The sequence below is a fragment of the Qipengyuania atrilutea genome (genome assembly GCF_013370205.1).
In the GTDB taxonomy this organism is placed as follows: Bacteria; Pseudomonadota; Alphaproteobacteria; order Sphingomonadales; family Sphingomonadaceae; genus Actirhodobacter; species Actirhodobacter atriluteus.
In genome coordinates, this window is record NZ_JABWGV010000001.1 from 603,494 (window position 1) to 622,521 (window position 19,028).

The 19,028-nt window shown below is 61.7% G+C and carries 20 protein-coding genes; 7 read left to right on the forward strand and 13 right to left on the reverse strand.

What is annotated here, in order from left to right:
• Position 1: 1 nt before the first annotated feature.
• From dnaN to HUV48_RS02950, 4 genes are all read right to left on the reverse strand, one after another.
• Positions 2-1,129, reverse strand: coding sequence for a DNA polymerase III subunit beta (gene dnaN / locus HUV48_RS02935; RefSeq protein WP_176266263.1), 1,128 nt, complete (start codon positions 1,127-1,129; stop codon positions 2-4).
• Positions 1,130-1,337: 208 nt separating this feature from the next.
• Positions 1,338-2,090 carry a 3-oxoacyl-[acyl-carrier-protein] reductase gene (gene fabG / locus HUV48_RS02940; protein ID WP_176266264.1) on the reverse strand — a complete coding sequence of 251 codons (753 nt, stop codon included), beginning with the start codon at positions 2,088-2,090 and terminating at the stop codon, positions 1,338-1,340.
• Entirely contained in the window at positions 2,090-3,028 is a 939-nt protein-coding gene (gene fabD / locus HUV48_RS02945) for an ACP S-malonyltransferase (RefSeq protein WP_176266265.1), read from the reverse strand. The genes fabG and fabD overlap by 1 nt, the downstream gene beginning before the upstream one ends.
• 29 nt (positions 3,029-3,057) lie before the next feature.
• Entirely contained in the window at positions 3,058-3,885 is an 828-nt protein-coding gene (locus HUV48_RS02950) for an LD-carboxypeptidase (protein ID WP_176266266.1), read from the reverse strand.
• A 56-nt stretch (positions 3,886-3,941) separates the two neighbouring features.
• On the opposite strand from HUV48_RS02950, the gene HUV48_RS02955 reads away from it, so the two are divergent.
• Together HUV48_RS02955 and HUV48_RS02960 are read left to right on the forward strand one after the other, a co-directional pair.
• Positions 3,942-5,381: a glutamate ligase domain-containing protein gene (locus tag HUV48_RS02955; protein ID WP_176266267.1), complete on the forward strand. Its 1,440-nt coding sequence runs from the start codon at positions 3,942-3,944 to the stop codon at positions 5,379-5,381.
• Positions 5,378-5,671, forward strand: coding sequence for a hypothetical protein (locus HUV48_RS02960; RefSeq protein ID WP_176266268.1), 294 nt, complete (start codon positions 5,378-5,380; stop codon positions 5,669-5,671). Before HUV48_RS02955 ends, HUV48_RS02960 begins: the two co-directional genes overlap by 4 nt.
• On the opposite strand, the gene HUV48_RS02965 is transcribed toward HUV48_RS02960, so the two are convergent.
• A complete protein-coding gene (locus tag HUV48_RS02965) occupies positions 5,668-6,636 on the reverse strand; it encodes a DUF808 domain-containing protein (protein WP_176266269.1) in 969 nt (322 codons plus the stop codon). The genes HUV48_RS02960 and HUV48_RS02965 overlap by 4 nt on opposite strands.
• Positions 6,637-6,847: 211 nt before the next feature.
• Between HUV48_RS02965 and rpsF the strand changes: the two genes are divergently transcribed.
• The 5 genes from rpsF (at position 6,848) to HUV48_RS02990 (ending at position 10,401) form a co-directional block, all read left to right on the forward strand.
• The gene (rpsF, locus tag HUV48_RS02970) at positions 6,848-7,213 is read left to right on the forward strand and encodes a 30S ribosomal protein S6 (RefSeq protein WP_176266270.1); all 366 of its coding nucleotides are present in this window, start codon (positions 6,848-6,850) and stop codon (positions 7,211-7,213) included.
• A complete protein-coding gene (gene rpsR / locus HUV48_RS02975) occupies positions 7,213-7,437 on the forward strand; it encodes a 30S ribosomal protein S18 (RefSeq protein ID WP_176266271.1) in 225 nt (74 codons plus the stop codon). The genes rpsF and rpsR overlap by 1 nt, the downstream gene beginning before the upstream one ends.
• 13 nt (positions 7,438-7,450) lie before the next feature.
• Positions 7,451-8,077, forward strand: coding sequence for a 50S ribosomal protein L9 (rplI, locus tag HUV48_RS02980; RefSeq protein WP_176266272.1), 627 nt, complete (start codon positions 7,451-7,453; stop codon positions 8,075-8,077).
• Between the two features lie 146 nt (positions 8,078-8,223).
• On the forward strand, positions 8,224-9,663 hold the full coding sequence (locus HUV48_RS02985) for an AMP nucleosidase (RefSeq protein WP_176266273.1): 1,440 nt from the start codon (positions 8,224-8,226) through the stop codon (positions 9,661-9,663).
• A 72-nt stretch (positions 9,664-9,735) separates the two neighbouring features.
• Complete coding sequence (locus tag HUV48_RS02990; RefSeq protein WP_176266274.1) at positions 9,736-10,401, forward strand: carbonic anhydrase; 666 nt, start codon at positions 9,736-9,738, stop codon at positions 10,399-10,401.
• A 6-nt stretch (positions 10,402-10,407) separates the two neighbouring features.
• Here HUV48_RS02990 and HUV48_RS02995 read toward each other — a convergent pair whose 3' ends face one another.
• From HUV48_RS02995 to trmD, 8 genes are all read right to left on the reverse strand, one after another.
• Entirely contained in the window at positions 10,408-10,899 is a 492-nt protein-coding gene (locus HUV48_RS02995; protein ID WP_176266275.1) for a YbjN domain-containing protein, read from the reverse strand.
• 78 nt (positions 10,900-10,977) lie between these two features.
• Positions 10,978-11,718: an SIMPL domain-containing protein gene (locus HUV48_RS03000; RefSeq protein ID WP_176266276.1), complete on the reverse strand. Its 741-nt coding sequence runs from the start codon at positions 11,716-11,718 to the stop codon at positions 10,978-10,980.
• 61 nt (positions 11,719-11,779) lie between these two features.
• Positions 11,780-13,627 carry a M2 family metallopeptidase gene (locus tag HUV48_RS03005; protein WP_176266277.1) on the reverse strand — a complete coding sequence of 616 codons (1,848 nt, stop codon included), beginning with the start codon at positions 13,625-13,627 and terminating at the stop codon, positions 11,780-11,782.
• Positions 13,628-13,694: 67 nt separating this feature from the next.
• Complete coding sequence (locus HUV48_RS03010) at positions 13,695-14,453, reverse strand: alpha/beta fold hydrolase (RefSeq protein ID WP_176266278.1); 759 nt, start codon at positions 14,451-14,453, stop codon at positions 13,695-13,697.
• Positions 14,454-14,461: 8 nt separating this feature from the next.
• Positions 14,462-15,487, reverse strand: a complete 1,026-nt coding sequence (locus HUV48_RS03015) for an aspartate-semialdehyde dehydrogenase (RefSeq protein ID WP_176266279.1) — start codon at positions 15,485-15,487, stop codon at positions 14,462-14,464.
• 104 nt (positions 15,488-15,591) lie between these two features.
• Complete coding sequence (locus HUV48_RS03020) at positions 15,592-17,823, reverse strand: S9 family peptidase (RefSeq protein ID WP_176266679.1); 2,232 nt, start codon at positions 17,821-17,823, stop codon at positions 15,592-15,594.
• 82 nt (positions 17,824-17,905) lie between these two features.
• Positions 17,906-18,280, reverse strand: a complete 375-nt coding sequence (rplS, locus tag HUV48_RS03025) for a 50S ribosomal protein L19 (protein ID WP_176266280.1) — start codon at positions 18,278-18,280, stop codon at positions 17,906-17,908.
• A complete protein-coding gene (trmD, locus tag HUV48_RS03030) occupies positions 18,277-19,017 on the reverse strand; it encodes a tRNA (guanosine(37)-N1)-methyltransferase TrmD (protein WP_176266281.1) in 741 nt (246 codons plus the stop codon). The genes rplS and trmD overlap by 4 nt, the downstream gene beginning before the upstream one ends.
• Positions 19,018-19,028 lie beyond the last annotated feature (11 nt).

Here is a 19,028-nt window from a genome sequence, read left to right on the forward strand (position 1 = left end):
TTCAGACACGCATCGGCATGAGGACGTAGAGGGCCGAGGCCTTGTCGTCCTTCCGGATCAACGTCGGTGCGCCCGCATCGGCCAGATGCAGTTCGACATTGTCGCTGTCGATCTGGCTGAGGATGTCCTTCAAGTAATTGGCGTTGAAGCCGATCTCCAGATTGTCGGCGCCATATTCCGCGGCCAGTTCCTCTGCCGCCGTCCCGTTGTCGGGCGAAGTCACGGACAGCGTGACCTTGTCCTTGTCGAGGCCCATCTTGACTGCACGAGTCTTCTCGGTGGCGATGGTCGCAACGCGGTCCACCGCCTCGTAGAAGCTGCGCGGATCGAGCCGCAGCAGCTTGTCGTTTCCGGTCGGAATGACGCGGCTGTAATCTGGGAAAGTGCCGTCGATCAGTTTCGAGGTCAGCACCACGCCGCCTTCGCCGCCCAAGGTGAAGCGGATCTTGCTGGCCGACAGGTCGATCTGGACATGGCCGTCGAGCGATTCTTCGAGCAGCTTGCGCAGTTCCGCCACCGCTTTGCGCGGAACGATTACGTCGGGCATTCCGTCCGCACCATCGGGCCGGTCGAGCGTAAAGCGGGCAAGGCGATGGCCATCGGTCGCTGCCGCCTTCAGAAGCGGACGGTCCTCGTCCGAGACGTGAAGGAAGATGCCGTTCAGATAGTAGCGCGTTTCCTCGGTCGAGATCGCAAAACGCGTTCGGTCGATCAATTCGGCGAGCGTCTTGGCCGGCAGTTCGAACTTCGTCGGCAAATCACCCTCGACGATCATCGGAAAATCGTCGCGCGGCAGCGTTGGCAATGAGAAGCGGCTTCGTCCGGCCTTCACTGTCATGCGTCCGTCGGCTGCGTCGAGCGAGACCTGGCTACCATCAGGCAGCTTGCGGGCGATGTCGAACAGGAGGTGCGCGGACACCGTGATCGCGCCTGGTGTATCGACGCTGGCCGCGCTCATGTTCTCGACAACCTGAAGATCGAGGTCGGTTGCCATCACTTTCAGCGAACCGGTTTCGGCGGCATCGATCAATACGTTGGACAAGATCGGAATGGTATTGCGCCGCTCGACCACCGACTGCACGTGAGACAGACACCGCAGCAAAGTAGCGCGTTCGATCGTAGCCTTCATCGTCTAACTCTCTCGTCCCTCTGTCGCGCCGCTGCCGGACCGCTTCGCGCGAACGTGTGAATCGCTCGGGCCAAGGCGCTGGAAATAAGCCTCGTTACCCTTAACGGCCAAGCCGCACCGGGCAAGCACGCGCCGCGAGCAACGGGGATTGGCTGGGGATAATTTACCGATCTGGCACTTGGACTTGCACCGTGAAGCGCAAACCCGGTCAGCCGAGCATCGCCATCCCGCCGTTCACGTGCAGCGTTTGACCGGTCATGTAACCGGCCTCGTCACTGGCGAGATAGGCGACCGCCGCCCCGATGTCGTCGCCCTCGCCCATCCGGCCCATCGGGATGCGCGCGTTGAGCGCGTCCTTCTGCGCCTCGGGCAAGGCTTCGGTCATGGCGGTAGCGATGAAGCCCGGCGCGACGCAGTTGACGGTGATACCGCGGCTAGCGAGTTCCTGCGCCAGGCTTTTGCTCATGCCTACGAGGCCCGCTTTCGCCGCGGCGTAGTTCATCTGCCCGGGATTGCCAGTGCTTCCGACCACGCTCGTGATATTGACGATGCGCCCATGCCGTGCCTTCATCATCGGCCGCGCCGCCGCGCGCATCAGGCGGAAGGCAGCTTCGAGGTTCACTTTCATTACATCGTCGTATTCCTCGTCCTTCATCCGCATTGCGAGGTTGTCGCGCGTGATGCCGGCATTGTTCACGAGGATATCGAGCTTGCCGAGCGTATCGAGCGCCGCGGGGATCAGTTCCTCGACTTGCTTGGTATCGGACAGGTTGCAGGTAATCTCGACATGATCGCCGCCAGCCTCTTCGATCAGCTGCTGGCGGAAGACCCGCAGCTTCTCTCCGTTCGAACCGGAAAGCGCGATGCGCGCACCCTGTTTCGCAAGCGCCACCGCAATGGCGCTGCCGATGCCGCCGCTAGCGCCGGTGACAAGCGCCGTCTTTCCTTCGAGGGAGAACATCAGCCAATCTCCTTTGCGAGCGCTTCGAGGTCGCTCATCGTTATCGCGCTGGTCGTGCGCGCGTCGGGTGTGGTCCGTGCGACCATGGGGCTCAGCACCTTGCCGCCGAGTTCTACGAAGTGGTCGGCACCGGCGTCGGTCATCGCGAGTACGCTTTCGCGCCAGCGCACCCGTCCGGTAACCTGGTCGACCAGTAGCGCGCGTTCCTCGTCCGCGTCCGTCACTTTTGCCGCCGTGACATTCGCGTAGAGCGGCACGGCGAGGGCAGCGGGCGTAGTATCCGATAACGCTTCCGCCATGCGCTCCGCTGCGGGCTGCATCAACGAGCAATGGAACGGTGCCGATACGGGCAGCTTGATGCCGCGCTTGATTCCGTGCTCCATTGCAAGTTCGATAGCCCGGTCGATCGCGCCGGCATGGCCGGAGATGACGACCTGCGATGGATCGTTATCGTTCGCGATCTCGCAGACGTCCCCGTCCGCAGCCGCCGCCACAAGCGCCTTCGCCTTCTCCAGATCCGCGCCGAGCAGCGCTGCCATCGCGCCCACACCGACCGGCACAGCCTCCTGCATAGCCTGACCGCGGAGCTTGAGCAGCCGCGCCGTGTCGGCGAGCGAGAACGCCCCCGCCGCGCAAAGCGCCGTATATTCGCCCAGCGAGTGACCGGCGACACAGCCGGCAGCTTTCGTTATCTCGACGCCGAACTCCCGTTCGAGCACGCGCAGCGTCGCAATCGCGTTCGCCATGATCGCAGGCTGCGCATTTTCCGTCAGAATAAGCTGATCGTCGGGACCGTCTCGCATGACGGCCGAAAGTTTCTGCCCCAGCGCCTCGTCAATTTCCTCGAAGGTTTCGCGCGCCGCGCCGCTCGCTTCGGCCAGTTCGGAGCCCATGCCGACCTTCTGACTGCCCTGTCCCGGAAAAATGAATGCTCGCATTGCCTGTTCGTCTCCTTACGGGGCGCGGACTATTGCGGAGCATGGGGCGCGGCAACCCCGAAAGGGACAATCCTGTTGGCAGGATCGTGGCCGATATCCGCGCGACCAAGGTAAGGGATGCCGGTGCGCTCGCACCAGTAACGCGCGATCTGCTGGTCCGTCATGCCGAAATCGCGGTCGTTCTTGGGCACGTCGCCGAGCCGCCCGAGCCGCAGTCCCGCAATGCCGGACAGGTGCTGCGTCACATGAAAGAACAGCCTGTCCACGGCGTAGAAGTGCTCCGAAACCTCCTCGACCATCACCACGTGACCCGACAGCTCCGGCATGAGCTCGGTCCCGCACGTCATCGCCAGAGTCATCAGGTTGAAGGCGACCGTCGGCGTATCGTCCAGCGTGGATTCCAGACCGTTCGTATTGCCGGAAAGATAGCCCAGCGCGCGGGCGATGGCCTCCTCGCCGCCCTCGTGACGAATATCGGCAACCATCGGACCGTGCGCGGGCTTGCCGATACCGGCCTTGTAGAGCGCGGCAAGCAGATAACCGGTATCGGAATAGCCGAGGAACGGCTTGTCCTTTGCCGCGACATCCATTTTCGCGACGGCATCTGCGGCGATGCGGTTCGAGCCATATCCGCCATGCGCAAACCAGACAGCATCCATGCTGGAATCGTTGGCGCATTCGAGCAGCGCATCGAGTCGTTTGCCATCGCTACCGGCGAAATGGCCTTCCTCCGCAAAGCACTGGTCATGGAAATCGAGCGTCACATTAGGGAAATGCGCCGCAGCGTACGCAAGGACGCTGTCGGCAAACTCCTGTTCGATCCGCTTTCCCGGCGCGCAAATGGCTATCGAAGTCATGGTCGCGCTTCTAGCCAGCTTGCCCTCGCCAGCACAACGCAATAGCTGTGAGAGCGATGACCGATCCACAAGTGTCCGTTCCCGCGCCCGAAACTCTCTTTGCGCGGCCCTTCTTCTTCTGCGGGATCGGAGGCTCGGGAATGCTTCCGCTCGCACAGATCCTGCAAGGCCGCGGCTGCGAAGTCGCCGGCTCCGACCGAAGCTTCGATCAGGGCCGCACGCCCGAAAAATTCGCCGCACTGGAAGCGCAGGGCTTTACGCTGTTCCCTCAGAACGGCAGCGGCCTCACGAGCGAGGACCAAATCCTGGTCGCTTCCGCGGCGATCGAAGACAGCGTGCCAGAGGTCGCGAAGGCGAAGGAGCTGGGCTGCCTGCGAATGACTCGGGCAGAGCTTAACTCCATCCTGTTCAACACCAGCGGCGCAGGATTGGCCGTCGCCGGTACGAGCGGCAAGTCGACCGTCACCGGAATGCTCGGGTGGATCCTGCACGCGGTAGGGCGTGAACCCACCATCATGAACGGCGCGGTGATGAAGAACTTCGTATCCCACGAGCGACCGTTCGCCAGCTCGGTCGTCGGCGGAAACAGTCTTTACGTCAGCGAAGTGGACGAGAGCGACGGCTCGATCGCGCTATACCGCCCGGCGGTCGGTATCCTCCTCAACGTCAGCCTCGATCACAAGAGCATGGACGAGCTGCGCGCGCTGTTCGGCGATTATTTCGAACGCAGCCGGATCGCGGTTATAAACGCCGACGACGCGGAGGCCATTGCCCTGCTTCTGCGCGCGAATGAGGTAATCACCTTCGGTATTGCGCAGGAAAAGGCGCAGATCGGGATCGTCGAAAGCAGTATTGCGGAAGGCCCGACGCAGCAGGCGGCGTTGGTCGTCGACCGGCACGACGGAAGCGAACACGCGCTTCGGCTCGCCCTGCCCGGCCGGCACAACCTCTCCAACGCGCTCGCAGCGATTGCCGGGGCGGTCGCCTCGGGCGTGCCCACTGCAAATGCGGTCGCGGCGCTCGCTAGCTTCGAAGGCCTCGCGCGGCGGTTCGACATCATCGGTGCGAGCGAGAGCGGTATCACCGTGATCGACGATTTCGGGCACAACCCGGAAAAATGCGCTGCGACGCTGCGGACGATGAAGGCGCATGTGGGGCGCGTCATCGCCTTCTTCCAGCCTCACGGCTACGGTCCTCTCAAGCAGATGGGTGCGGAACTGGCCGAAACCTTTGCATCCGAACTCGGACCGGAGGACCAGGTCGTCATGTGCGATCCCGTCTATTTCGGGGGTACGACGGACAAGAGCGAAGGCAGTGAGAGGATCGTCCGCCTGATCGACGAAGCGGGCGGGAACGCGCACCATATCCCCGAACGCGGCGCCTGCGGCGACTACATCACCGACATCGCCAAACCGGGCGACCGTATCGTCGTTATGGGCGCACGCGACGATACGCTTTCCAGCTTTGCTTCCGATCTGTTGAGGCGCCTCGCGTGAACGTATTCCGCGCCGCGCGTCAGCATCTCTACCGCATGCTGTTCGGTACGGCAGCCAGCTTCGTTTTCGTCGTGGTTTTCGAGCGCTTTTTCGGACACAGCTCGATACCTTTCGCGATCTGCACCGTGGTCCTTTTCGCGATGGCGACCGGGATGTGGAAGTACAATTGCCCGCGCTGCGGCAGCAACCTGTTCATGCGCGGCGGCATTCCCCTGCCATGGCCCAACGCGAAATGCAGCAATTGCGGACTCGAACTCGACCGCACCGAACCTCCGGCGACTACACCCTAGTGAGCGGCCTCATGCGCCGCGTGGTCTTCCTCGTGGCCGATCTTGAATACGTTGTGCAGTAGGAACACCAGGATCGCTCCGACAACCAAGGCGATCAAGGCAGAGGCAGCGGCATAGGTGAGCCAGCCCAATATTCCGCCCAGCGAACCAGACGTCGAGGCGACCGCTTCCTCGAGACCATGCGTCGCATCGTATAGCGCGTGCCAGCCAAGCTCGTGCGTTCCGTGTAGCAGGATGCCGCCGCCGACCCATAACATGGCGACCGTACCGACAAGGCTCAGTGCCGTCAGAAGCCAAGGCATGAAGGCGACCAGGCCCCGGCCGAACTTTCTGACGAATGCGTTACTCTTCTGGGCGAGATGAAGGCCCACATCGTCCATCTTAACGATCATGCCGACAACCCCGTAGACGCCGACCGTTACCGCCAAACCGACGATTGCAAGCACGCCCGCGCGCGTAATTAGCGTTTCCGCCGCCACCTCGTTCAAGGTGATCGCCATGATCTCGGCAGACAGGATCAGGTCAGTACGCACGGCGCCAGAGATGCGCTGCTTCTCGAACGCGGCCGGGTCTTCGATTTCGTCGTCGACGGTCTTGCCGTGCTTCGCCCCGCCAAGCTTTTCCATGACCTTTTCCGCCCCTTCGTAGGACAGGTAGGCACCTCCGAGCATGAGGATGAAAACGATCGCCGCGGGCAGAAATTCGCTCAGGATCAATGCGCCGGGAAGCAGGATCAGCATCTTGTTCTTGAGGCTGCCCAGCGTAATCTTCCAGATGATCGGCAGTTCGCGCGCTGGACTTAGCCCTGTTACGTAGGACGGCGTTACGGCAGTGTCGTCAATGACGACCCCGGCAGTCTTCGATCCCGCCCGTCCTGCAGCAGCCGCAATATCGTCGACCGAGGCCGATGCGCTTCGCGCGATGATCGATACATCGTCCAGCAGGGCAACCAATCCACCGGGCATAAACGCACTTCCTCAAATACCAGACGCAGGCGCTGTCCTAGAGGAGACCCGCTGACAAGCAACTCTTGCATTTATCGCTGCGCAGGCTATGTGCGCGCCTTCCTCTGCTGCGGAATTGACGCGGCGAAGGAAAACCCAAGAAAGCCGGAGGGGCCCCGCAATCCCGCGGATCAGCCAGCGATCGGCATTACAGTGTGAAGGAACGAGGGCAATGGCTCTATACGAGCATGTCTTTCTCGCGCGCCAGGATCTGAGCCAGGCTCAGGTCGACCAATTGGCAGCGACAGCCACCGAAATCGTGGAAGCCGGCGACGGCAAGGTCGTGAAGACCGAGACTTGGGGCCTCAAGAATCTGGCCTACAAGATCGACCGCAACCGCAAGGCGCATTTCGTGATGCTCAACATCGACGGACCGGGCTCCGTTGTCGAGGAACTCGAACGCCAGACCCGTATCAACGAAGACGTCATCCGCTACATGACCATCCGCGTGGAAGAGCACGAGGACGGACCCAGCGTGATGATGCGCAAGAACGACCGCGACCGCAAGCGCCGGTCCGACAGAGAGGACCGCGACTGATGGCACGTCCGTTTTTCCGCCGCCGCAAGACCTGCCCCTTCTCGGGCAAGAATGCGCCGACTATCGATTATAAGGACGTGCGCCTGCTGCAGGGCTTCATGTCCGAGCGCGGCAAGATCGTGCCGTCCCGTATCACTGCCGTTTCGGCCAAGAAGCAGCGCGAACTCGCCAAGGCGATCAAGCGTGCGCGCCACATCGGCCTGCTTCCGTATCTCGTCCAGTAAGGGAGACTGAATCATGGATATCATTCTTCTCCAACGGATCGAGAAGCTCGGCACGATCGGCGACGTCGTAACCGTCAAGGACGGCTATGCGCGTAACTATTTGCTGCCGCAGAAGAAGGCACTGCGCGCCAACGAGTCGAACAAGAAGGTGTTCGAAGCCAATCGCGAGCGGCTCGAGAAAGAAAACGCCGAGCGCCGTACCGAAGCCGAAAAGTCTGGTGAAAAGGTCGACGGTACCGAAATCGTGCTGATCCGCGCTTCGTCGAACACCGGCCAGCTTTATGGTTCGGTCAACGTGCGCGATATCGTGGCCGGTCTGGAAAGCAAGGGCCACGAGATCGACAAGAAGCAGGTCATCATGGGCAACCCAATCAAGACGATCGGCATGCACGACGTGCGCGTCGACCTTCATCCCGAAGTCTCGGTGACGATCAAGGCCAACGTCGCACGCAGCGACGACGAAGCCGAACTGCAGAGCCAGGGCGTCGACGTCATGGCCGCAATGTTCGAGGAAGAGCAGAAGGCATCGGAAACCGAAGGCTTCACCGAAACCGTCGATCCGACGCTGCAGCCGGGCGAAATTCCCGCAGACATGCTCGAAGCGAACGACAGCGAGGCCGACGACGAAGCCGCAAACTGAGGCTTTTACGTTTCACTCTGCTTGCAAAAATCGGGCGCGAAGGTCTTGGCGGCTTTCGCGCCCTTTTCATGTCCGCCCAGCCATGAACAGCAAAATGCGCAGGCGGGTCTTGGAAATGTTGCGGCAGCGGGGCTAATGGCTGAGCGATGAAAACCGTCGATACGATTTTGGCTGAGCTGGAACGGCTCTACGATACCTCCATCCAGCGGCTGCGCAGCGACGTCATCGCTTTCGGCCGCGACCACACCATCCCCGAACCGGCGCGGCGTACGGACGGCAGCTACGCCTACCCCGAACTCGTCATGCGCTTCATGGGGGGCAGCCAGCCCGAAGACCGCAGCCGCGCCTTCGGCCGCCTCAGCGTGCCCGGCACCTACGCCACCACCGTCACGCGTCCGGCCATGTTCGCCGATTACCTGCGCGAACAGCTCGAACTGATCGGCAGCGATTACGAGATCGAACTGGAAGCCCGCCTCTCGCGGCAGGAAATCCCCTTCCCTTACGTTCTCGATGGGGCCGCGGGCGCTGAACTCGCCGGGATCAGCCCGCAGGAAATCGCGCGCTACTTCCCCTCTACCGAACTGGCCGACATCGGCGACGAACTTGCCGATTCGGTCGAGGTCGCTAATCCGGGAGAGACAATCCCGCTTTCGCTGTTCGACGGACTTCGGACCGATTTCTCGCTTGCCCGTCTCGCGCATTACACTGGCACCGAAACCGAGCACTTCCAGCGCTTCGTTCTGTTCACCAACTATCACCGCTATGTGGACGAGTTCGTCGACTGGGCCGGGACGAAGCTCGGTAGCGACGGGTACACAGCGCTCGCGGGAGCTGGCGGAATGTACCTGGAAGAGGCAACGGACAACGCCCGTGTGCACCTGTCCGATACTGCGTGGCGACGGCACCAGATGCCGGCCTATCACCTTCGCAGAGAAGGACGCGACGGGATCACGCTGGTCAATATCGGCGTCGGCCCGTCAAATGCGAAGACGATCTGCGATCACCTAGCCGTGCTGCGCCCCGAGGCGTGGCTGATGATCGGCCACTGCGGCGGCCTTCGTCCGACACAAAAGATCGGCGACTACGTTCTCGCCCATGCTTACCTGCGCGATGACCACGTGCTCGACGCGGTCCTTCCGCCCGAGATACCGATACCCGCGATTGCCGAAGTCCAGCAGGCGCTCGCCGCCGCTGCCGAAGACGTTTCGGGCGAGCACGGTGCAGACCTCAAGCGGCGGATGCGCACGGGCACGGTTGTCACGACCGACGACCGCAACTGGGAGTTGCGCTTCACCAGTTCGGCGCGGCGCTTCTCGCTCAGCCGCGCTGTGGGCATCGACATGGAAAGCGCGACCATTGCGGCGCAGGGATACCGCTTCCGCGTCCCCTACGGCACGCTCTTATGCGTTAGCGACAAGCCGCTACACGGCGAGATCAAGATGCCCGGTCAGGCGAACAAGTTTTACGAACAGGCGATCGCCGCGCACCTCGAGATCGGTACGACCGCCTGCCGCTTCCTGCGCGAGGAAGGCCCGCGGCTCCACAGCCGCAAGCTGCGCGCGTTCAACGAACCGCCCTTCCGTTAATTCGCGGCATGGCTTTCACCCATGGCCGCCGCTAACAGGCCCATCACGAGTTCTTAGACGGAGTACTTTCCCATGCCCAAGTTCGCAGCCGGCGTCGTCCATTTCCAGGAACATGTATACCCGGAAAAGCGCGACCTGTTCGAACGGCTCGCCAAAGGGCAGGAACCCGAGGCGCTGTTCATCGCCTGCTCCGACAGCCGTGTCGAAACGGCGATGATCACGCAGACCGAGCCGGGCGAGCTGTTCATCTGCCGCAACGCGGGCAACATTGTACCGCCCCACACGAGTCAGACCGGCGGCATGACCGCCTCGATCGAATTCGCGATGGCGGTGCTGAAGGTGCCGCATGTCGTCATCTGCGGACATACGAAATGCGGCGCGATGGCCGGCGCGATGAATCTGGAAAGCGTCGAGAGCCTGCCGCATGTCGGCAAATGGCTCGGCTTCGCGAAGGCTGCGAAAGATATTGTCGATGCGCTCGGCAATGAGCTCGATGAGGACGAGCGCATGGCAATGCTGCTCGAACAGAACGTGTTGCTGCAGATGCAACACCTGCGCACGCACCCCACGGTGGCGGTGCGGCTGGCGCAGGGCGACCTGTCGATTCACGGCTGGGTCTATGACATTGAAACGGGCGGCGTCTCCGCATATGACGAAAACGCCGGCAAGTTCGTACCGGTGTCGGAGCGCTACGGCGACGAAGTTGCGTCCCACGCGGGCCGTTTCGCCGCGAGCTAGAAAAACCTACTCGTCGTTCTCGAAAACCGTCTGAGAGACGTCGTCGATCATCCAGCTGAAATTGTCGAGCGACTTGAAGAACACGGCGGCGGGAATGCCGTCACCCGTCACGATATCCCAGGCCACATAAGGATCGCCTTCCTCGTCGAGCGAGAACGAGGCAAAGAGCTTGTCGCTTGCAAGCGTATTAAGCGCTTTCGGGTCCATCGGCGTCTTGCGGTCGAAGCCGACGGACAGGCGAACCGATTGGCAATTGTCGTTGGTTTCATCCTGGCACCCGTAGAAATAGATGTAACCCGGCCAGCCAGCGAGTTCGGTCTCAATCATCGGATCGCCCACCCCGTCCTTCGACAGTTCGGCCAAATATCCGGCGTAAGTCATGGCGGCAACGATCCCGTCGGGCGCCGCCGCGCTCACGTTCGCCGGAGGCGTTTGCGCGCTCGCGGCGGTAGGCGACAGACCGATGGCCGGAGCCACAAGTAGCCAGTTTCTGTACATTTCCAAATCCCCGTTCGATTCGTCCTTGGGCTTAGACTAAATGGATGACAAAAAGGGTTAAGCGTTTTCCTACGAGCGTCAGCGCGGCTCCATTGCGAACTCGATGTAGACGTTCGCGCTTACCGTGATCTCACCGGGTTCGAGCGGCGTGTTCGCAATGCGGCTTCCCGTTACGGTAATGACCTCGGCGCTGCGATACGGACCCGCGTCGAGGCTACGGTCGGCAACCCGAAGCGGCATCCCGACCCGCATTCCCAGCGCGCTTGCCATATTCTCCGCTTTCGCCCGTGCGTTTGCGATTGCCTCCCGCTCGGCCGCGGCAGCAAGGCGGCGCCGAGCCGCGTCGTCTTCGATCGTGAAGCTTGGTCCGTCTATCGTATTCGCCCCCGCTTCGAAGAAGGCGCTGACGACCCGCTCGGCCCGCTCGAGATCGGTCAGCATGACGGTGAGCCGGTTGCTCGCCCGGTAACCGATAATTTCAACATCGCCCTCGCGCCGTTGCCGGTCGCGGTACTCGGGAGTTACCGATAGCCGGCTCGTCTTGATATTCTCGGGCGTGATGCCGGCAGCCCGGATCGCATCGACGAGGTTTTGCATCGCGTGGTTGTTCGCATCGAGCGCTGCGGCGGCCGTAGTGCCGGTTGATTCGACCCCTGTGCTGATCGTCATGGTATCGGGCTCTGCCGACGCTTCGCCGCTTGCCTGCACCATGATGCTCGGTTGCCGGGCGGTCGGTGCGGGCAATTCTGATTGCTGTGCCGCAAGAGGCGCGGCTGCGAGAAACCCGAGCGCGGTGATGAGGGAAACGGTTTGCTTCATATGTCCTGCCCCAGAAATGAAAAGGCCGAGCAATGCGCCCGGCCCTTCGTGTTTGCTTCGTTTACCAGCCTGTCGGCTTGCCTTCGTTCTGCTTGTCGAGCCAAGCCTTCAGCGGCGCGAAATATTCGATCATCGCCTCCCCGCTCATCTCACGGGTACCGGTAAAGGCTTCGAGCGCATCGGGCCAGGGCTTCGACGCGCCCATCTCGAGCATCGCATTGAGGTTCTTGCCCACTTCCTCGTTACCGTAGAACGAACAGCGGTGGAGCGGTCCGTCCCAGCCCGCCTGATCGCAGGCGGCCTTGTAGAACTGGAATTGCAGGATGCGCGCAAGGAAATAGCGCGAGTAAGGCGTGTTCCCCGGGATGTGATACTTCGCACCGGGATCGAAGGCGTCGGCAGGGCGCTCGACCGGCGGTGTGATGCCCTGGTATTCGCGCTTCAATTCATGCCACGCCGTGTTGTACTCGGCAGGTGTGATGGAGCCGTCGAACACGCCCCAGCGCCATTTGTCGACCAGGAGGCCGAAGGGGAGGAAAGCAACCTTGTCCATCGCTTGCCGCAGCAGAAGGCCGATGTCCTTGTCCGGACCCGGCACATCGGCGCGGTCGAGCATGTCGATCTGAACGAGGTATTCGGGCGTGATCGACAATGCGACCATGTCCCCGATCGCTTCGTGGAACCCGTCGTTCGCACCGTTGAGGTACAGATACGGCTGCTCGTTATAGGCGCGTTGGTAATAGTTGTGGCCGAGTTCATGATGGATGGTGATGAAGTCGTCCGCATTCTTCTTGATGCACATCTTGATGCGGATATCGTCCTCGTTATCGACATCCCATGCGCTCGCATGGCACACGACTTCGCGGTCGGCAGGTTTGGTGAACTGGCTGCGTTCGTAGAAGGTCTCGGGCAGCGGTTCAAACCCGAGCGAGGAGAAGAACTGCTCCCCGACGCGGACCATATCGGTTTCGCTGTAGCCCTTTTTCTCGATCAGATCCGTCAGATCATAGCCGATGTCGCCGGAGCCCTCCGGCGCGACAAGCGGGTAGATGTTGCCCCATTCCTGCGCCCACATGTTACCGAGCAAATCGGCACGGATCGGCCCGGTCGCAGGCTGCACCTGATCGCCGTATTTCTCGTTCAGTTTCGCGCGCACATAGGTGTGCAGGCTGTCGTAGAGCGGCTTCACTTCGGACCAGAGGCGCTCGGTCGTCGCGGCAAACTCCTCGGGGCTCATGTCGTAGCCGGAACGCCACATCGAGCCGACGTCGGAGAAGCCGAGTTCTGCCGCACCCTCGTTGGCGATGGACACCATGCGGGCGTAGTCGTCCTTCATCGGAGCGCCGACGTTCGTGTGCCAGCTCTCCCACATTTCCGCGTATTCGGCAGGCGTGTGATCAAGATTGCCCATTTCCGCCTCGATATCGCTACCGTTGATCGGTTCGCCGTTAAGGGTACCCTTCCCCTTGCCGTACTGGCTGTTGAGACTGGTCGCGATCTCGTTCAGTTCGGTAGCGGCACCATCTGCCGTCGGCGCAGGAAGCACGATGCCATTGCGCAGGATATCGAGCTTGCGCGCTACGTCCGCATCGAGGCCCTGGACCTGCGCGTATTTCGCTGCTTCCAGCGCATATTTGACCGACTTTTCCGTGCCCTCGGCGCCGACTTCGGCAGCCAGTGCATCGGTGTCCGGTGTGATGTAGGTGGCGTTCACCCAATAGATCTTGGACGCCTTGACCGAGTAGTCGAACAAGTCCTTCTCGACCATCGACACCCAGTTTTTCGCTCCTTCAGGCGTCATCGGGAAGCTGCTCTCCGCCATCTCCGCGCTTGGAGTGTGATCGTCCGCGTACGCTGGAGTAGCGAGCGCGATGGCAAGCGCAGATAGCGCGGTAGATGCGAATTTCATGGGCAAATCCTCTGTGAAACCGAAATGATTTCTGCTGATACCGGTTTGAACCTGAGAGCCGGCTTAATCAAGCGGCCAGAAAACGGACGAGCTCGTCGCCAAGCGCGCCCTCGGTCACGCTGCCCATATGGGTGCCGGGAATTTCCGCAAGACGGCCATCGGGCAGCAGATCGGCCAGCGCTTCGGGAGAGCCATTGTCGCGGTCCTCGGTCCCGCACAGAACGAGCGTGGGCATCGTCAGTGCAGCGGCAAGATCGCTTGGGTCCGCGTCGGACACGGATTGCAGGAGCAGCCGCGCCGCGATCCGGTCCACTTTCATCGTCTTTATGAAGCTCGCTGCCATGAACGCAGGATCACCGCGCTTGATCTCTTCGAACCGGTCGATGGCGTCGATGAAGAATGCGGCGCGCTGATCCCAGCCGGAAAGACCGTCGAGGCCCATCCCGATGACCGCCAGTCTGCGCGGCTTCAGCCCGTTGATGACAGCCCGCGCCGCCGTGCGTGCGCCGAGCGAGAACCCGACGAGATCGAAATCGGTAAGATCGAATTTTTCCGCAAGCGCGGCGACGTCTTTGGCGAGGACATCGTCCGGGTAGGCATCGGGTTCGTGCGGAGCATCGCTTTCACCGTGCGCTCGCAGATCGGGCATGATGACTTCGAACCCGGCACCGGCAAGCTTCGCTGCATGGCCGAACTTAATCCAGTTCATCTGCGCGCTGGAGAACAGACCGTGAAGCAGAACGACGGGTCTACCCTCGCCCATGCGATGGACCGCCAGTTCGGTCCCGTCGAACGAGGCGATACGGGACGTTTCGACTTCGGCCATCCTGCCGCTCAGCCCTTCTTCAGGTGCCGCCGACCGAGCAATTCCGCGATCTGTACCGCGTTCAGCGCTGCCCCTTTTCGCAAATTGTCCGACACGCACCAAAGCGTGATGCCGTTATCGACCGTGGGGTCGTCGCGAACGCGGCTGATGTAGGTCGCGCTGTCGCCCGCGCTTTCGACCGGTGTGACGTATCCCCCGTCCTCACGCTTGTCGATCAGCATGATGCCGGGAGCCTCGCGAAGGATGTCCTGCGCGGCTTCGGCCGAAAGCTCGTTCTCGAACTCGATGTTCACGGCCTCGCTGTGTCCGACAAACACCGGCACGCGCACGCAGGTCGCGTTGAGCTTGATCTTGGGATCGAGAATTTTCTTTGTTTCGACCACCATCTTCCACTCTTCCTTGGTCGAGCCGTCGTCCATGAAGACATCGATATGCGGAATGACGTTGAAGGCGATCTGCTTGGTGAACTTCTCCGGTTCGACCGGATCGCCGACGAAGATGGCGCGGCTCTGCTGGAAGAGCTCGTCCATGCCGGCCTTGCCGGCGCCTGAAACCGACTGGTACGTCGAGACGACGACGCGCTTGATGGTCGCCGCATCGTGAAGCGGCTTGAGCGCGACGACCAGCTGCGCGGTCGAACAGTTGGGATTGGCGATGATGTTCCGCTTCTTGTAGTCGTCGATCGCGTCCGGGTTCACTTCGGGTACGATCAGCGGAACGTCCGGGTCCATCCGGTAGAGCGAGGAATTGTCGATCACGACGCAGCCCGCTTTTGCTGCCTTCGGCGCGTATTCCTTCGCCGGACCGGAGCCTGCCGCGAATAGCGCGATGTCCCAACCCGCCCAATCGAAATGCTCGATATTCTTGCACTTGAGCATCTTGCCCGTGTCGCCGAATTCGACTTCGCTACCGTGGCTGCGCGACGAAGCGACCGCCGCGATCTCGTCGCAGGGAAACTCGCGCTCGGCCAGGATCTGCATCATTTCGCGCCCGACGTTTCCGGTCGCGCCGACGATTGCTACACGGTAACCCAAATCACATTCTCCCGAAGAAACGAGCACGGGACATAGCGACCCTTGGCCGCTGTGCAACCGTCCGCCAGCTTAAAGCAGGCTCGCCGCGCGCGGCATCGCCTACCTTAGCGCTCCGGCGGAGTGACGCCGTGACGCTGAAGGAAAGAGAAGATCGTGTTCCACAGATGCGGGGAAATGTTCTCGCCCGACACGCGGTGCGTGTAGCCGGGGTAAAGCATCATTTCGAACGGACGGTTCGCTTCCTGCAAGGCAGCGATCAGCTCAGACGAATTCTCGAACACGACGTTGTCATCCGCCATGCCGTGAATCAGGAGCAGCGGATCGGAGATCTTGGCCGCATCGGGGATCGCGCTCGCCTTCGCATAGGCTTCGGGCACCTCGTTCGGATCGCCCATGAAGCGTTCGGTATAATGCGTGTCGTACAACTCCCACTTGGTTACCGGCGCGCCCGATACGCCCGCAGCGTAGAGGCCGGGGTCAGCCTGAAGCTGCTTCAGGGTCATGTACCCGCCGTAGGACCAGCCATAGAGCGCGATCTTGTCGGGATCGACGAAGTCCAAGGTCTTGATATACTCGGCACCCGCTTTCTGATCGGCCACCTCGACACCGCCCATCGCGCGGTAAATCGGCTGCTCGAAATCCACGCCGCGATTGGCGCTGCCGCGATTGTCGAGTTCGAACCAGATGTAGCCCTTGTCGACGACCGCCTGTTGCAAGGCGCCGGACCATCCTTTAGTGACGGTTTGAGGGCCGGGACCGCCGTAATGCTGGAAGAATACCGGATAGCGTTTGCCGGTTTCCATCTCGGGCGTGATCATCTTCCAATGCAGGTCGGTAACGCCGTCGGCAGCCTTGATCGTACCGAATTGCGGCGGCCGGTGGCCGGCAAGATAGGGCGCGTAGGGGTGATCGGCATCGAGTTCGTTCTGTTCGATCCAGGTCAGCCGCTTGCCACTCGTATCGGCGAGATAGCTTTGCGGCGGCTGCACCGGATTCGAGCGCGTCACGTAGAGCGTACGGCCCTCCCCATCCATGCCGGCCGAATTGGTGAAATCGAGGTCGGTGATGAGGCCGGGTTCGCCCGTCCCGTTGAGCCGCGCCTTGTAGATCTGCTGGGTCAGAACGTCGGTCGTCTTCTGGTAGAAGAACTCCCCCGTCTCCTCGTTCACGCCGACTAGCGACGTAACGGGTTCGTTGCCGCTCGTAAGCTGGGTCCAGTTTTCGCCGTCGAAGCGGTAGAAGTGCCCGTAGCCGTCCCGCTCCGACCACCACAGTAGCGACCCGTCCTTCAGGAAGCGGTAGTTGTCCGAAAGGTTGATCCAGTAGTCCTCGCGCGCGGCGTTTTCCGTGAACCAGATTTCGCTTTCGCCAGTCGCAGTATCGACGCGGAGCACGTCGAGCACCGTCTGCTCGCGGTTCTGCCGCTGGACGTAGATCGCACTGCCGTCAGGAGCCCAGTTAACGCGCGCAACGTAGATGTCGGTTTCCTCACCGAGATCGACCTTCACCCGGTTGCCGCCGTTCGGATCCATTACATATAGTTCGACGAGCGCATTGTCCGACCCCGCCACCGGATAGCGCTGGTCGAACACCTTGGTCCCTGCCGCCCCGATCGCGGCGCGCGTGACGATGCCGACCGGGCTTTCGTCGGTCCGCTGCACCACAATCCGGTCTTCGGCCGGCGACCACCAGTATCCGTCGAGCCGGCTCATCTCCTCCTGTGCGACGAATTCCGCCTCGCCCCAGCGGATGGTGTCGCCTTCCTTGGGAGTGATCGGCTTGGCCTCTCCACCAACCGCCCCGGTCCACAACTGCCGGTCGCGGACGAAGGAGACATACGATCCTTCCGGCGACAGTTTCGGATTGAGTTCGCTTTCCTCGGTATCCGTCAGCCGCTGCACCTCTCCGCCGATCGGTGCGAAGTAGAGGTCGCCGTCGAGCGGTACGAGAACGCCAGAGCCGTCGCTCGCCCATTGATAGGTGATGACGCCCTTTAGGTTGCCGACACGAGCGCGTTCGCGCTGCATCTTCTCGTCTTCGCTCAGCTCGCGGCCCGAGCCGAGCCGTTCCGAATCGACCAGCATCGACCATTCGCCGCTGTCGCGGTCATATCCCCACAGGTCGTAGCGCTCGCGGTCATTGGCGCGGTTCCGCAATACGGTGAGATAGCGTCCATCGGGCGAAAGCTTCGCCTGCCGCGGCGTTGCACCGTCCAGCGAAGGCGAGCCGAACACACGCTCGAAGGTTAGTTCGGGAGCATCCGTCATCGCGGGTTCCTGTGCGATGACAGGGACGGTGAAGGCCAGCGAAGCGGCGAAAGCGAGCATATGGCGCATGGCAAGAAGATCGTTCTCCAAAAGAAAAGGGCGCCCCGACATAGACCGGAGCGCCCTTTCGTCAATGCGTCTATAACGCAGCTTACTTTTTGGGAGCGTTGTCCCGGCGTTCGGCGATACGCGCACGCTTACCGGTGCGGCCACGCAGATAGTAGAGCTTCGCCCGGCGCACGATGCCGCGGCGAACCACGTCGATGCTTTCGACATTGGGCGAGTAGAGCGGGAATACACGCTCCACGCCTTCGCCGAAGCTCATCTTGCGAACGGTGAAATTGCTGTTGATGCCGCGGTTCGAACGCGCGATGCACACGCCTTCGAAGTTTTGTGTGCGGGTGCGGTCGCCTTCGACCACGCGCACGCCGACACGGATGGTGTCGCCAGCGCGGAATTCCGGAATGTCCTTGCCCGTGCCGAGCGCTTCGATGGCTTCTGCTTCGAGCTGTTGAATCAGGTTCATGACCCTGGTCCTTCGTTTGTTTGCCGCGCGCCAGAGGCAGGTCGGTCCCGAGCGTCACTGTAACGCTCCCAAAGGTCCGGCCTGCGTAACCGAGTGTCGTCCTCGCTCCTTGCCTTGCGCCAAGCAGCGATCTTCGCATGATCCCCCGATCGCAGCACTTCGGGGATCGTGCGCCCTTCCCATGTCTGAGGTCGGGTGTATTGCGGATATTCGAGAAGGCCTTGTTCGAAGGATTCCTCGATACCGCTTGAAGCCGCGCCCATTACGCCGGGAAGCAGGCGAATGCAAGCGTCGAGTATGGCGATCGCGGCGGGCTCTCCGCCGGACAGGACGACATCGCTGAGACTGACCTGTTCGACCTGCGGGAAAGCCTCGAAGATGCGCTCGTCATAGCCTTCGAACCGCCCGCACAGAATGACTGCACCGGGCCCGGCAGCAACGTCCCGGACGCGAGCCTGCGCTATCGGTGTGCCGCGCGGCGTCATGGCAAGTATCGGCCGCTGGTCGGCCACGCTCGCAATGGCAGCACCGAGCACGTCCGCTTTCAAAACCATTCCTGCCCCGCCGCCGGCCGGCGTATCGTCGACATTGCGATGTTTATCCGTAGCAAAGTCGCGGATCTGTACGGCTTCGAGCGACCAGTCACCCCGTTCCAGTGCTTTTCCGGCCAGCGAATAGCCGAGCGGACCGGGAAACATTTCCGGATAAAGCGTAAGGACGGTAGCGGCGAAACTCATGACCTGCCAAT

Bases quoted from the DNA above. Each gene is read 5' to 3' on its own strand.
- HUV48_RS02985 (WP_176266273.1), top strand. From the start codon at position 8,224: ATGAAAACCGTCGATACGATTTTGGCTGAGCTGGAACGGCTCTACGAT.
- HUV48_RS03010 (WP_176266278.1), bottom strand. From the start codon at position 14,453: ATGGCCGAAGTCGAAACGTCCCGTATCGCCTCGTTCGACGGGACCGAA.
- HUV48_RS03000 (WP_176266276.1), bottom strand. From the start codon at position 11,718: ATGAAGCAAACCGTTTCCCTCATCACCGCGCTCGGGTTTCTCGCAGCC.
- rpsR (WP_176266271.1), top strand. From the start codon at position 7,213: ATGGCACGTCCGTTTTTCCGCCGCCGCAAGACCTGCCCCTTCTCGGGC.
- rplI (WP_176266272.1), top strand. From the start codon at position 7,451: ATGGATATCATTCTTCTCCAACGGATCGAGAAGCTCGGCACGATCGGC.
- HUV48_RS03005 (WP_176266277.1), bottom strand. From the start codon at position 13,627: ATGAAATTCGCATCTACCGCGCTATCTGCGCTTGCCATCGCGCTCGCT.
- trmD (WP_176266281.1), bottom strand. From the start codon at position 19,017: ATGAGTTTCGCCGCTACCGTCCTTACGCTTTATCCGGAAATGTTTCCC.
- rpsF (WP_176266270.1), top strand. From the start codon at position 6,848: ATGGCTCTATACGAGCATGTCTTTCTCGCGCGCCAGGATCTGAGCCAG.
- HUV48_RS02965 (WP_176266269.1), bottom strand. From the start codon at position 6,636: ATGCCCGGTGGATTGGTTGCCCTGCTGGACGATGTATCGATCATCGCG.
- HUV48_RS03020 (WP_176266679.1), bottom strand. From the start codon at position 17,823: ATGCGCCATATGCTCGCTTTCGCCGCTTCGCTGGCCTTCACCGTCCCT.
- HUV48_RS02990 (WP_176266274.1), top strand. From the start codon at position 9,736: ATGCCCAAGTTCGCAGCCGGCGTCGTCCATTTCCAGGAACATGTATAC.
- rplS (WP_176266280.1), bottom strand. From the start codon at position 18,280: ATGAACCTGATTCAACAGCTCGAAGCAGAAGCCATCGAAGCGCTCGGC.
- HUV48_RS02950 (WP_176266266.1), bottom strand. From the start codon at position 3,885: ATGACTTCGATAGCCATTTGCGCGCCGGGAAAGCGGATCGAACAGGAG.
- dnaN (WP_176266263.1), bottom strand. From the start codon at position 1,129: ATGAAGGCTACGATCGAACGCGCTACTTTGCTGCGGTGTCTGTCTCAC.
- HUV48_RS02955 (WP_176266267.1), top strand. From the start codon at position 3,942: ATGACCGATCCACAAGTGTCCGTTCCCGCGCCCGAAACTCTCTTTGCG.
- fabD (WP_176266265.1), bottom strand. From the start codon at position 3,028: ATGCGAGCATTCATTTTTCCGGGACAGGGCAGTCAGAAGGTCGGCATG.
- HUV48_RS02995 (WP_176266275.1), bottom strand. From the start codon at position 10,899: ATGTACAGAAACTGGCTACTTGTGGCTCCGGCCATCGGTCTGTCGCCT.
- fabG (WP_176266264.1), bottom strand. From the start codon at position 2,090: ATGTTCTCCCTCGAAGGAAAGACGGCGCTTGTCACCGGCGCTAGCGGC.